Consider the following 12,180-nt stretch of genomic DNA (forward strand, 5'->3'; position numbering starts at 1 on the left):
GGCGCATCGTGCTGCCGCAGGCGATGCGGGTGATCGTGCCGCCAACCGGGAACGATACTCATTCGGGACCTCGGAGGTCCCCAATGAGTCATTCGCGACGCTCGGAGGCAGGATGGCGCGCGTGACAGACGAGCAGCCGGTCCCCGTCGGACTCAGCACGGCGTCCGTGTGGCCCCTCAAGGCGGGCACGGCCTTCGAGCTGGCCGCCGAGCTCGGCTACGACGGCGTCGAGGTGATGGTCTGGGCCGACCCGGTCAGCCAGGACGTCACGGCGCTGCGGCGCTGGTCGCGGCGCACCGGCGTGCCCGTGCTGTCGGTGCACTCGCCGTCGCTGCTGATCACCCAGCGGATTTGGTCGCCGGACCCGGTCGTGCGGCTGCGGATGTCGGTCGACGCCGCTCTCGAGCTCGGCGCGCGCACGGTCGTGGTGCACCCGCCGTTCCGCTGGCAGCGCCGGTACGGGGAGGCGTTCGGCGATCTGGTCGCCGAACTGGAGGAGTCGAGCGGCGTCGAAATCGCCGTGGAAAACATGTTCAAGGTCCGGCCGCCGGGTGGTTCGAAGAATTCGCGCGTGTCCGCGTTCCGGCCGTCGATCGATCCGACGGACGTCGGGTTCCGGCACTACACACTCGACCTGTCCCACACAGCGGCAGCCGAGATGGACGCGCTGGCGCTGGCGCAGCGGATGGGCGACGGCCTTTCGCACGTCCACTTGGCCGACGGCACCGGCGTCCCGAAGGACGAACACCTGGTGCCGGGGCGCGGTGACCAGCCCTGCGCCGAACTGCTCGAGAAGCTGGTCAGCAACGGTTTCGCCGGCCAGATCGTGCTGGAGATCAACACCCGGCACGCCGGCACCGCGGCCGAGCGCGTCCGCGATCTGGCCGAGGCGTTGTTGTTCGCGCGGTTCCACCTCGGGCAATAACGCGTCGGCATATCCACGCCCGAGTGCATTTCCGCCGGTCCAACCCGTAAAGTTCGGACCGTGAAACCGTCGCTCTCGTTGCTTGTCACCTACCCCGGTTCCCGAAATGGCGCGGACCCTTCGTGAGCGGAATGGACGGCACCGCCGTGTCCTTCGACACGGCGAGTGCGGCGCGGTCGCTGGGGGACGGCACCTTCACCGCGGTGCTGCGTGCGGAATGGGCCATCGGTTCCCACCCGCACGGGGGTTTCCTGCTCGCCCTGCTGGCCCGGGCGGCGATCGCCGCCCTGCACGAGCGCGGTGAGCCGCACGCGGAGCCGCTGGTCGTCAGCGCGGAGTTCCTGCACGCGCCCGCGCTCGGCCCGGTGCTGCTGCGCACGGACGTCCGCAAGGTCGGCCGCCGGGCCACGGTGGTCGAGGTCCGGCTGGAGCAGCGCGGCCGCAGCTGCGTCGAGGCCAGGGTGACGACGGGACGGCTCCCGATGCGCCGCCCGGAGTGGACCGACGTGCCGTCGATGCCGGCCGAGCCGCCGCCCGGGGCGCTGGCGATGGCGGAGAGCACCGAGGGGCCGTTCAACCTGGCCAAGGGGTGCGAGGTCCGCCTGGACCCGGCGACCGCGGGCTACCTGACCGGCCGCACGGGCGAGCCGCCCCGGATGCGGCTGTGGGTCCGGCCGCGGCACAGCCTGGCCGACCCGTACTTTTCGCTGCTGGCGTCCGACGTGAACCCGCCGGTGGTGATGAACCTCGGCCGCATCGGCTGGGCGCCGACGGTCCAGCTGACGGCCCTGCTGCGCACCCGCCCGGCCCCGGGCTGGCTGCGGGTGGTGGTGGAGTCGAGGTCGGTGCACGAGTCCTGGTTCGACTCCGACGCAACGGTGGTGGATGCCCAGGGCCGGCTGGTGTGCCAGGCCCGGCAGCTGGGCCTGGCCCCGGCACCGGGCGGCTGAGCGCCGGTTGGGGCGGTTCTGGGGGCGCGGCGGTGGCCCGGGTTCGGCGGCGGGCTGGTGTCGCGAATGACTCATTGGGGACCTCCGGTGTCCCGAATGAGTCATTCGGGACACCCAGCCCGGCAGCGCCGCCCGTTGCGCCGTGAGACCTCGGGCTGCCCACGCCCCGGCACCGGGCCCCTGAGCGCCGTTTGGCACGCTGGGCTCCATGACGGTCATCGCGGTGCTGGGTGCGGGCAAAATCGGTGAGGCGTTGCTCTCGGGGCTGCTGCACGGCGGCCACGAAGCCGGCGACCTCCTCTTCACCGAGCGGTACCCGGCGCGCGCCGACGAACTGACCAGCCGCTACGGCGTGCGCGGCGTCGAGGTCGAGGAAGCCGCCAAGCGGGCCGATGTGCTCGTCGTCGCCGTCAAGCCGCAGGACATCGAACCCGTTCTGGATGAGCTCGCGCCGCTGCTCGGGCCGTCGTCGCTCGTCGTGTCGCTCTGCGCCGGGCTGCCCACCTCGCTCTACGAACGGCGGCTCGCCGACGGTGTTCCCGTCGTGCGGGTCATGCCGAACACGCCGATGCTCGTCAACGAGGCCATGAGCGCCATCTCCGCCGGGCGGTACGCCACCGCCGAGCACCTCGCCGTGGTGCGGGACCTGCTCTCGCACGTCGGGCAGGTCGTCGAGGTGCCGGAAGGCCAGCAGGACGCCGTCACGGCGCTGTCCGGGTCCGGCCCCGCCTACTTCTTCTACCTGGTCGAGGCCATGATCGACGCCGGGATCCTGCTGGGCCTGCCGCGGGCGCTCGCCGGGCAGCTGATCATCCAGTCGGCCGTCGGCGCGGCGAAGATGCTCGCCGAATCCGACGAGCACCCCGTGCTGCTGCGCGAGGCCGTGACCTCGCCGGCCGGGACGACCATCAACGCCATCCGCGAGCTCGAGAAGCACGGCGTCCGCGCCGCGCTGCTGGCCGCCATCGAAGCCGCCAAGGACCGCTCCGTGGAGCTCGGGAAGGCGCACGACGAAGACTGACGCCAGCCTGATTTCCCCGGAACGGGCGATCGCCCGGGTCTTGCACGCGCGGGTGCTTGTGCGTTAGCGCTGGTAGGGGCCCATCTCGGTGACAGGCGTCGCATTAGTCCCACCAGTCCCGCTACTCTCGATAGAGCACGTGCGTGTCGATACCACAGGTGGGGAAGCCTCGTGGCGCGACACGTGTCGAAGGACGCGGTAAACATGTCTCCGAACAAAAAGGAGGATTTGCCCGCTGTCGGGCAGGTCCAGTTTCTGACGGTTGCCGAGGTGGCCACGCTGATGCGGGTCTCCAAGATGACCGTCTACCGTCTCGTGCACTCGGGTGAGCTGCCCGCCGTCAGGGTCGGGAAGTCCTTCCGGGTGCCGGAGAAAGCAGTGCACGAGTACCTCCAAGGTGCCTACTACGACGTGGGTTGATCCGGCTGCCGGGCACGCCGTGGCCAGCGGCGCGCAGCGCTACGACGTGCCCGCCGACCGGCCCGTCACGGGTGACGGGTAACCTGGAAAACCGCTCGTGCCTGTGCGCTCCACCCGTTGGACGCTGCGCCGGGCAGCGTGACCGACGTCGACCTAAGGAGCGCCCATGGGCTCTGTGATCAAGAAGCGCCGCAAGCGCATGTCGAAGAAGAAGCACCGCAAGCTGCTTCGCCGTACGCGCGTCCAGCGTCGTAAGGCTGGCAAGTAAGCCTGCTGAGTGTGACCGTGGCCCGTCCAGTCTCTGGACGGGCCACGTCCATGTGGTGGGCAGGTCCGCCCGTTCGAGTGAGGCGTTCGTCGCTTTCCGGCGAAACCGGTGTTAATAGCACGTGAGATGGGCCGGAGCTACCACTGAAGAGCGGTAACATCTCAATGGCGTCCGCGCGATGCTTCCAGTGAGTGCAGGTTCGCGCGCCTCGGGTGACCGTCCACCCCCCACATGCCCTACGCCGCAGGGAGTCGCATGCCGTCGAACATCGTGCTCGTCACCGGGGTCGCCGGCGAACTGGGCGGGAAACTGCTCGCCCGGCTGGGCAACAACCCCGACTTCGAACGGGTCATCGGTGTCGACACGGTCCCGCCGGACAAGACGGTCCTGCAGCGCATGGGCCACGCGGAGTTCGTCCGCGCGGACATCAGGAACCCGCTGATCGCCAAGGTGATCAGCACGGCCCAGGTCGACACGGTGGTGCACGCGTCCTGCACCGCGCACCCGGCCGGGCCGGGCCGCCGCACGGCGATCAAGGAAGTCAACGTCATCGGCACCATGCGGCTGCTCGCCGCGTGCCAGCGGTCGCCGCTGGTCCGGAAGCTGGTGGTCAAGTCGACGGCGGCGGTCTACGGCGCCGGCGCCCGCTCGCAGGCGGTGTTCACCGAAGACTCCGAGCTCATCCCCACCTCGACCAGCGGGTACGCGAAGGACGCCGTCGAGATGGAGGGGTACGTGCGGGGCCTGGTGCGCCGCCGCCCGGACATCACCACGACGCTGTTCCGCTTCGCCAACATCATCGGCCCCGAGACCGACACCGTCCTCGCGCGCTACTTCGCGCTGCCGGTGGTGCCGACGGTCTTCGGCTACGACGCGCGCATCCAGCTGCTGCACTCCTCCGACGCGTTGTCCGTGCTGGAGCGGGCGACCTTGACCGACAGGCCCGGCGTGTTCAACGTCGGCGCGGAAGGGGTACTCACCCTTTCGCAGGCGATCCGGCGAGCCGGCCGGGTCGAGCTGCCGATGCCGCGGAGTGTGGTGCCGTCGGTCGGCAAGGTGCTGCGCGGCGCCCGCGTGGTGGACTTCTCCGCCGACCAGGTCCGGCTGCTGAACTTCGGCCGGGTCGTCGACATCGCCAAGCTGAAGCAGGAGTTCGGGTACACCCCGCGGTGGACCACGCGTGAGGCGTTCGACGACTACATCGTCGGACGCGGGCTCCGCCCGGTGCTCGACGGCGGCAAGCTGGCCGGACTGGCCGGCAAGGTGCTCGTCGCCGCCGCGACCGGGCAGAGCCGATGAGGGATTTTTCGGGGGTCCGGGTGGCGGAGCCCCCGGCCCGGAGCGAAGCTCCGGTTGTTACAGCCAGGCCGCACGATTTGGACGACTTCGGAAGCGAGGCGGGAACGGTGGGCGGTGCCGAGGCGCAGGTCATCCCCCTGCACGGACCGGGCCGGGAGAAGCCCGAGGCGGTGACGGCGGAGCAGGACCTGCGCGAGGAGGAAGCCGCCCGGGCCGACGCGCCGGTCGTCGCCTTCCCCGGCGGCGTCGAGCAGGCGACGCCGGCCGAGCCGCTTTCGGACGCCGCGCGGTCGGCGCTCGGCTTCCTCCGCGACCGGCTGACCGGTGACTACACCGTCGACGAGTTCGGCTTCGACGCCGAGCTCACCGAGGCGGTGTTCCTGCCGCCGCTGCGCGCGCTGTACCAGAAGTGGTTCCGCGTCGACACGCACGGCGTCGAGAACCTCCCGGCGGCCGGCGGCGCGCTGCTGGTGTCCAACCACTCGGGCACGATCCCGCTCGACTCCCTGATGACGGCGGTGGCGGTCCACGACGAGACCGGCGGCCGGCACCTGCGTGGCCTCGGCGCGGACCTGGTGTTCCAGGTGCCGCTCGTGGGGTCGTTCGCCCGCAAGTCCGGCCAGACGCTGGCCTGCCACGCGGACGCCGAGCGCCTGCTGCGCAAGGGCGAGCTGGTCGGGGTGTGGCCGGAGGGCTTCAAGGGCGTCGGCAAGCCGTTCGCTTCCCGCTACAAGCTGCAGCGCTTCGGCCGCGGCGGTTTCGTGTCGGCCGCGTTGCGCGCCGGCGTGCCGATCATCCCGGTGTCGGTGATCGGCGCCGAGGAGATCTACCCGAAGCTCGGTGACATCAAGGTGCTGGCCCGCATGCTGGGGCTGCCGTACTTCCCGGTGACGCCGTTCTTCCCGATGCTGGGCCTGCTGGGCGCGGTCCCGCTGCCGACCAAGTGGAGCATCGAGTTCGGCGAGCCGATCGCGACGGACTCCTACGGCCCGGACGCCGTCGACGACCCGATGCTGGTGTTCCAGCTGACCGACCAGGTGCGGGAGTCGATCCAGCAGACGCTGTACCGGCGGCTTTCGCAGCGGAAGTCCGTCTTCCGCGGCTGAGCCGGCCACTCCGGCCCGAGGAGGTGCTCTATCCTCTCCGGGCCAGGAGGTGCAGATGGCCACCGAGGACGCGCGTCGCCGGTACCCGGTCGAGCGCGCCCGGGCCGCGCTGGACGCGCTCGAACGCCTCGTCGGCGGCATGGGCACCGCGATACTGGCCGTGGCCGCCCTGTTGTGGCTGCTCGGCTCGGCCGTGCTGTGCCTGGCCGGGATCGGCCTGCTGCTGGTCCCGGTGGGGCTGCGGCTGCTGCGCGTCGTCGCGGACCGGGAGCGGGCGCGGCTGGACATCCTGCCTCCGCCGCCGGTGCCGCGCGGGCTGCGTGCCGCCCTCGCCGACGGCACCGTCCGGCGCGAGCTGGGCTGGCTCAGCTGCCACAGCACCTTCGGGCTGCTCCTCAGCCTGGCCGCCCTCACGCTGGCCGTCGACGTCATGCACGACGCGTCGTTCCCGGTGTGGTGGTGGTTCGTCTCGCCCGGCGACGCCACGCCGGCCCAGGGGTTCTTCACGGCGACGGACTGGGGTGACGCCTTCGCGGTCTGCCTGTTCGGCGTCGCGACACTGGTCGTGTCGGTGCTGGTCACGCCGCTGCTGGCCCGGTTGCAGGAGTGGCCGGGACTGCGGCTGCTGGCACCCCACCGCGGGACCGACCTCGCGCTGCGCGTCGCCGAGCTGACCGCCACGCGCGCGGCCGCGCTGGACGCCCACGCCGTCGAACTGCGGCGGATCGAACGGTCGCTGCACGACGGGACGCAGAACCGGCTCGTCGCGGTGAACGTGCTGCTCGGTGCGGCGAAGCGGGCGTTGACGCGGGATCCCGCGGCGGCCGAGGAGATCCTCGAGCGCGCCCAGGACGCCGGCGAGCAGGCGCTCGCCGAACTGCGTGCGGTGGTGCGCAGTATCCTCCCGCCGGTGCTGACCGAACGCAGCCTTCCCGACGCGCTCACCGCGCTGGCCGCCGACTGCCCGGTGACCTGCCGGATCGACGCCGACCTGCCGGGCCGGCCGGCCGTCTCGGTCCAGGTGACGGCCTACTTCGTGGTCGCCGAGGCGCTCACGAACGTCGCCAGGCACAGCGGGGCGAGCACGGCGACGATCCGGCTCCGCGGCGAGCGGGACCGGGTGCACGTGGAGGTCAGCGACGACGGCCGCGGCGGGGCGCACGAGGACACCGGGTCCGGGCTGACCGGCATCCGGCGCCGCGTCGAGGCCCACGACGGGTCGTTCGCACTGGCCAGCCCGGCCGGCGGCCCGACGACGCTGAGGGTGAGCCTGCCGTGCGGATCGTGATCGCCGAGGACGACCTCCTGCTGCGCGAGGGGGTCGCGATGCTGCTGCGCGCCGAGGGCGTCGACGTGCGGGCGGCGGTGGCCAACGCGGTCGACTTCCTGGCGGCGGTGGACGAACACGCACCGGATCTGGCCATTGTGGACGTCCGGATGCCGCCGACGCACACGGACGAGGGCATCGTCGCGGCCGTCGAGGCCCGCCGGCGGCAACCCGGCCTCGCGGTGCTGGTGCTGTCCGCGTACGTCGAGCAGGCGTTCGCCACCGAGCTGTTCACCGACGGCGGCGCCCGGCTCGGCTACCTGCTGAAGGAACGCGTCGGCCGGGTCGAAGAGTTCTTGGAGGCCCTGCACCGGATCGTGGACGGCGGCACGGTCATCGACCCGGAGGTGGTCGCCCAGTTGCTGACGCGCAGCCGCCCGGACAACCGGCTCGGCCGCCTCAGCGCCCGGGAACGTGAAGTCCTGGCGCTGATGGCGGAGGGCTTGGGCAACAGCGCGATCGCCGAGCGGCTCGTCGTGACCGACGGCGCGGTGCACAAGCACATCCGCAGCATCTTCGCGAAGCTGGACCTCGCTCCGGCCGACCGGGCGGACCGGCGGGTGACCGCGGTGCTGCACTACCTGCGGGACACCGCCCGCTTGGGTGGGTGACGGGTTCCGGGTGGCGGTGGCCCGCGGCTTGCGGCCGGCATCGCGGGCCGGGTGGGGCCGGGATGCCGGCCGCGCTCCTCGCCCGCCGGGTAAGCCGACGGCTTCTGCCGTGGCGCGCCGGTAGCTGCGCCCGGCCGACCGGGCGGACCGGCGGGTGACGGCGGCTCAGGTGGTGACTTCCGCCCGCCGGTACCCGAGCCGGCCTCGGGTGGCGATCAGCACGACGAGGGCCACCGCCGTGGACGCCAGCAGGAAGGCGTCCGACGTGTCGTGGATCGAGTGGCCCGGGAACATCTCCGACCACGCCAGCGAGAAGAAGTTGTTCACGCTCGTGTGCAGCAGCATCGCCAGCGGCAGGCTCTGGCCGGTGCGGTTGAACACCCACGTCATGATGATGCTGAACGTGACGCAGGTGGCGATGAACTCCACCGGCGTCAGCCAGGTGATGTCCGGCCAGCCGCCCCACTCGGTGAAGAACAGCGGCAGGTGCCACACGCCCCACAGCGGGCCCAGGATCATCGTGCCGCCCAGGGGCCCGTAGCGGTGCTGGAGCCGGGGGAGGGCGAAGTCCCGCCAGCCCGGCTCCTCGGCCAGGCCCGTCGTGAGCATCTGCAGGACCAGGCCCGGCAGGTAGGCCACCAGCGTCGCCACCGCCGGCACCAGGGGCTCCTGCTCCCACAACGCCATCGTGGCGATCGTCAGCAACGCGGGCACGCTGAGCACCACCCCGACGTACCAGAGCCAGCTGACGCGCCACTTGAACAGCCGCGCGGTCCAGCGGCGGAGCCCGGTGCGCCCGTCGGCGACCGCCGTCACGAGGAACGCCGCGCCGATCGGGCCGAGGTACGCGCCCGGCAGGACGCCGGCGAACTGCGCCGTGCCGAGCACCTCCGGGAAGCGGAAGTGCAGGACGCCCAGCCCGTTGCCGGACAGGATGTACGGCGTCCACGCGAGCCAGCTGAGCAAGTTGGCCAGCACGAAGAACGACGTCAGCGGGCGGCGGCGGATGCGGTCCCGCCACCCGGTTCCGCCGTCGGTCTGTTCTTCTCCGATGTCCACACGGGTCGCCACCGCACTGCCCTTCGCCGAAGCTGCTTTTCCGATGCGGAAAGCACATCAGCCGGCGGCGGCCGGGTCATTCCCGCGCGCACCCGAAAGGTGGTAGCGCAGGCGCTACCGGCGGCGGTAGGCCATGCCCGCCGCCACGGCGCCGGCCAGCGCCCCGGCTCCGAGCACCGAAGGCACGCCGATCTTCGCCGCCTTGCGGCCGGTCCGGAAGTCGCGGATCTCCCAGCCGCGGGCCCGGGCCACGTCCCGCAGGCCGCCGTCCGGGTTGACCGCCACCGCGGTGCCCACCGCCGACAGCATCGGGATGTCGTTCGCCGAGTCCGAGTACGCCGTGCAGCGCTTGAGGTTCAGGCCCTCGCGGGAGGCCAGGGCCCGCACCGCGTGGGCCTTCGCGCGGCCGTGCAGCAAGTCCCCGACCAGGCGGCCCGTGTACACGCCGTCGCGGGTCTCCGCGACCGTGCCCAGCGCCCCGGTGAGGCCCAGGCGGCGGGAGATGATCGCCGCCAGCTCGATCGGGGTGGCCGTCACCAGCCAGACGCGCTGGCCCGCGTCCAGGTGCATCTGGGCCAGCGCGCGCGTGCCGGACCAGATCTTGTCCGCCATCAGCTCGTCGTAGATCTCTTCGCTGATCGACGTCAGCTCCGCCACCGTGCGGCCGGCCACAAAGGACAGTGCGCGCTCGCGGTGGGTCTTGATGTCCTCTTTGTTCTCACGGCCGCCCAGCCGGAACTTGATCTGGCCCCAGACGAACCCGGCCAGGTCCGACGACGTGAAGAACTTCCGCGCCGCGAGCCCGCGGGCGAAGTAGAAGATCGACGCGCCCATCATCATCGTGTTGTCGACGTCGAAGAACGCGGCCGCGGTCAGGTCCGGCGGGGCCGGCGGGGCGGGGGGCTCGGCGGCTTCGGAGACCACGCGGGCGTGGGCGGCCTCGGCCGACGCTTCGCCCGCGAGCGCGGCGAGCCGTTCCAGCTCCTGACTCTTATCCCTGCCACGCCAAGCTGACACGCACACCGCCTCCACGTCTGCCCACGTCTGGCCACGTTCCTGGGAACGTCCGGGTCCTTCGCACAGCGTAGCGAGCCGCCCACCGCGCCGTCGCAGGTGTGGGCGGGACCTCAGCCGATCACGATCGGCGGCAGGCCCGGCAGCAGCGGCGGGATCGACACCAGCGGCGGCGGGGGTGTGGTGGTGGTCGTCGTCGGCGGCCGGGAGGTCGTCGACGGCTGGCCGAACACCGGCGGCGGCGTCACCCCGCCGGTCGGCGCGGGGATGCCCGGGGTAGCCGCGGCGTCCGACGGGGGCAGCTGCGTGCCCGTCACGGCCGGTGCCGTGCCTTCCTGCGACGAGGGCGAGACCGACGCCGACGTCGGCTGGCTGCCGGCGGACGGGACGGGCCGCTGCGTGCACTCGCCGGTCGCCGGGAGCGGGCCCAGCTCGTCGGACGTGCCGGTGGTGATGCGGTAGCAGTTCATCCGCGCGACCAGGCCGCTGGTGCGCTCCTGGACCTTGCCGAGCAGGTCCCGGACGTCGCCGAACACCGGCGCCGCGTCGGCCGGGAGCGGCTGCGCGCCCAGCCTCGCCGCCTGGTTGCGCGCCCACAGCCGGACGTCGGACAGCGCCTGCGTGCCGCCGCCGTCGCTGGTCGCCGCGGCGGACATCTGGGCGACGCCGGCCCGCAGGTCGGCGGCGAAATCGTCGTACGCGGTCCGGTAGTCGGCTTCGCTCGCGTCCTCGGTGGCCAGCTCGCCGAGCTCGGTGATCCGGTTGGTGGCGAATTCGAGGTGCTTGCGCGCCTTCTCCTGGTCACCGAACGTCAGGCCCAGCGCGGTCGACTCGCCGGCGCGCTTCACGGTGTAGAGCGGGTCGCCGGGCAGCGCGGTGCGCGAGAGCACCAGCGTCAGCCCCGAGAGGACGAGGACGAGGAACAGCGCGGCGGCCACCAGGTCGGCGGTCCGCGGCCGCCACCTCCGACGTGGGGTGGTGGCCGCCGCCGTCTCCAGGCGGCCGGCGATCTCCGCGCGGATCCGCTGCCGGGTTTCCAGGTCCGGGGACCCGGCCGTACCGAGTTCGCGCAGCGCGCCGACGAGCGCGAGTTCGTCGGCGAACTCGCCGTCGCGGCGCACCGGCGACGGTTCCAGGGCGCGCGCGAACCGCTCGCTCTCGGCTCGCTCACGCGCAAACCTCACGGCGCTGCTCTCCATCCCGGGCTTCGGCCGGCCTGACACCGGTCTGCGTGGGGTAACGATCCAGAAGCCGTCAGGGTTACCGGTTTCGGCCGACGAACGGAAAAGTTCGCGGGTTCAGCGCAATCCGGTGGGCAGAAGTTGTGCCAATCGGCGCACGGCGCGGTGCTGGAGCGCCTTGATCGCCCCTTCGTTGCGGTTCATGATCTCGGCCGTCTCGGCCACGGACAGGCCCTGCAAGAACCGCAGGACGATGCATTCCCGCTGGTCTTCGCCCAGTTCGGCGACGCAGCGCAGCAGCTCGGCCCGGGTGGCGCGGCTGATCGCCTCCTGCTCGGGGCCCACCTGGGCGGTCGCGCCGACGGTGAAGGGTGCCGAACCGGGCTCGGTCACCTCGTCGGTGACCACCTCGAGCTTGAACCGGCTCGACTTCACGTGGTCGAGCACGAGGTTGCGGGCGATGGTGACGAACCAGGCGCCGACGTCACGGCCCTGGTAGCTCACCGACGTGATGCGGCGCAGCGCGCGCAGGAACGTCTCGCTGGTGACGTCCTCGGCGAGGTCGCGGTCGCCGAGCCGGAACAGCACGTACCGGTAGACGACGTCGACGTACCGGTCGTAGAGCCGGCCGAAGGCGGACGTGTCGCCGTCCTGTGCGGCCCGCACCAGGTCCCAGGCCTCGGCCTTCGCCGCCTCGGCGCGCTCGTCGTCGGCCGCCTGCCTGCTCAGCGGCACGGCCGACGTCCGTCCGAAGACGCGCTCGGCGAACATGAAGACGGGCCCGCGGCTGACGGCGGTCGGGACGGTCATCGGGCGGCACCTCCGGCGGTGGCTTCGGCCCAGCGGGCCTCGGTACCCCCGGAACCCGGATGAGCAGGGGCCGGCCGGCTCGCGTGCCCCACGACCTCGTGGGCAGGCAAGTTCCTCACGGCGACTCCCTCTCTCCGGTCGCGACGGTGATCAACACCACCGGCGCGACGCAGTGCAGCATACGTGTTG

The 12,180-nt window shown here is 72.1% G+C and carries 13 protein-coding genes; 9 read left to right on the forward strand and 4 right to left on the reverse strand.

Features of this window, described 5'->3' with window-relative positions:
- The first annotated feature begins 112 nt into the window (after nt 1–112).
- The 9 genes from AB0M30_RS07905 to AB0M30_RS07945 all read left to right on the forward strand — a co-directional run bounded on the left by AB0M30_RS07905 (nt 113) and on the right by AB0M30_RS07945 (nt 7,927).
- Nucleotides 113–925 (forward strand): sugar phosphate isomerase/epimerase family protein, encoded by an 813-nt coding sequence (locus AB0M30_RS07905; RefSeq protein WP_364581341.1) that lies wholly within the window; start codon nt 113–115, stop codon nt 923–925.
- A gap of 131 nt (nt 926–1,056) precedes the next feature.
- Nucleotides 1,057–1,875: a thioesterase family protein gene (locus tag AB0M30_RS07910; RefSeq protein ID WP_364581868.1), complete on the forward strand. Its 819-nt coding sequence runs from the start codon at nt 1,057–1,059 to the stop codon at nt 1,873–1,875.
- A gap of 208 nt (nt 1,876–2,083) precedes the next feature.
- Nucleotides 2,084–2,896, forward strand: coding sequence for a pyrroline-5-carboxylate reductase (gene proC / locus AB0M30_RS07915; protein WP_364581344.1), 813 nt, complete (start codon nt 2,084–2,086; stop codon nt 2,894–2,896).
- A gap of 204 nt (nt 2,897–3,100) precedes the next feature.
- The gene (locus AB0M30_RS07920; RefSeq protein WP_013222402.1) at nt 3,101–3,316 is read left to right on the forward strand and encodes a helix-turn-helix domain-containing protein; all 216 of its coding nucleotides are present in this window, start codon (nt 3,101–3,103) and stop codon (nt 3,314–3,316) included.
- Between the two features lie 166 nt (nt 3,317–3,482).
- A complete protein-coding gene (locus AB0M30_RS07925; RefSeq protein ID WP_007030867.1) occupies nt 3,483–3,584 on the forward strand; it encodes an AURKAIP1/COX24 domain-containing protein in 102 nt (33 codons plus the stop codon).
- A gap of 255 nt (nt 3,585–3,839) precedes the next feature.
- A complete protein-coding gene (locus AB0M30_RS07930; protein WP_364581347.1) occupies nt 3,840–4,883 on the forward strand; it encodes an NAD-dependent epimerase/dehydratase family protein in 1,044 nt (347 codons plus the stop codon).
- Nucleotides 4,884–4,960: 77 nt separating this feature from the next.
- Complete coding sequence (locus AB0M30_RS07935) at nt 4,961–5,989, forward strand: lysophospholipid acyltransferase family protein (RefSeq protein WP_364581349.1); 1,029 nt, start codon at nt 4,961–4,963, stop codon at nt 5,987–5,989.
- Between the two features lie 55 nt (nt 5,990–6,044).
- Nucleotides 6,045–7,277: a sensor histidine kinase gene (locus AB0M30_RS07940; protein WP_364581351.1), complete on the forward strand. Its 1,233-nt coding sequence runs from the start codon at nt 6,045–6,047 to the stop codon at nt 7,275–7,277.
- Nucleotides 7,265–7,927 carry a response regulator transcription factor gene (locus AB0M30_RS07945; protein ID WP_364581353.1) on the forward strand — a complete coding sequence of 221 codons (663 nt, stop codon included), beginning with the start codon at nt 7,265–7,267 and terminating at the stop codon, nt 7,925–7,927. Before AB0M30_RS07940 ends, AB0M30_RS07945 begins: the two co-directional genes overlap by 13 nt.
- A gap of 165 nt (nt 7,928–8,092) precedes the next feature.
- Here the strand turns inward: AB0M30_RS07945 and AB0M30_RS07950 are convergent, their stop codons facing one another.
- The 4 genes from AB0M30_RS07950 to AB0M30_RS07965 all read right to left on the reverse strand — a co-directional run bounded on the left by AB0M30_RS07950 (nt 8,093) and on the right by AB0M30_RS07965 (nt 11,991).
- The gene (locus AB0M30_RS07950) at nt 8,093–8,998 is read right to left on the reverse strand and encodes a type II CAAX endopeptidase family protein (RefSeq protein ID WP_364581356.1); all 906 of its coding nucleotides are present in this window, start codon (nt 8,996–8,998) and stop codon (nt 8,093–8,095) included.
- Nucleotides 8,999–9,100: 102 nt separating this feature from the next.
- Complete coding sequence (locus AB0M30_RS07955) at nt 9,101–10,018, reverse strand: HAD-IB family hydrolase (RefSeq protein WP_199191199.1); 918 nt, start codon at nt 10,016–10,018, stop codon at nt 9,101–9,103.
- 95 nt (nt 10,019–10,113) lie between these two features.
- A complete protein-coding gene (locus AB0M30_RS07960; protein WP_364581359.1) occupies nt 10,114–11,184 on the reverse strand; it encodes a DUF5667 domain-containing protein in 1,071 nt (356 codons plus the stop codon).
- 114 nt (nt 11,185–11,298) lie between these two features.
- Nucleotides 11,299–11,991 carry a sigma-70 family RNA polymerase sigma factor gene (locus AB0M30_RS07965; RefSeq protein ID WP_360177934.1) on the reverse strand — a complete coding sequence of 231 codons (693 nt, stop codon included), beginning with the start codon at nt 11,989–11,991 and terminating at the stop codon, nt 11,299–11,301.
- Nucleotides 11,992–12,180: the final 189 nt, after the last annotated feature.

It is taken from the genome of Amycolatopsis sp. NPDC051716 (assembly GCF_040681595.1).
Classification (GTDB): Bacteria; Actinomycetota; Actinomycetes; order Mycobacteriales; family Pseudonocardiaceae; genus Amycolatopsis.

Bases quoted from the DNA above. Each gene is read 5' to 3' on its own strand.
- AB0M30_RS07905 (WP_364581341.1), top strand. From the start codon at position 113: ATGGCGCGCGTGACAGACGAGCAGCCGGTCCCCGTCGGACTCAGCACG.
- AB0M30_RS07965 (WP_360177934.1), bottom strand. From the start codon at position 11,991: ATGACCGTCCCGACCGCCGTCAGCCGCGGGCCCGTCTTCATGTTCGCC.
- AB0M30_RS07940 (WP_364581351.1), top strand. From the start codon at position 6,045: ATGGCCACCGAGGACGCGCGTCGCCGGTACCCGGTCGAGCGCGCCCGG.
- AB0M30_RS07930 (WP_364581347.1), top strand. From the start codon at position 3,840: ATGCCGTCGAACATCGTGCTCGTCACCGGGGTCGCCGGCGAACTGGGC.
- AB0M30_RS07925 (WP_007030867.1), top strand. From the start codon at position 3,483: ATGGGCTCTGTGATCAAGAAGCGCCGCAAGCGCATGTCGAAGAAGAAG.
- AB0M30_RS07910 (WP_364581868.1), top strand. From the start codon at position 1,057: ATGGACGGCACCGCCGTGTCCTTCGACACGGCGAGTGCGGCGCGGTCG.
- proC (WP_364581344.1), top strand. From the start codon at position 2,084: ATGACGGTCATCGCGGTGCTGGGTGCGGGCAAAATCGGTGAGGCGTTG.
- AB0M30_RS07920 (WP_013222402.1), top strand. From the start codon at position 3,101: ATGTCTCCGAACAAAAAGGAGGATTTGCCCGCTGTCGGGCAGGTCCAG.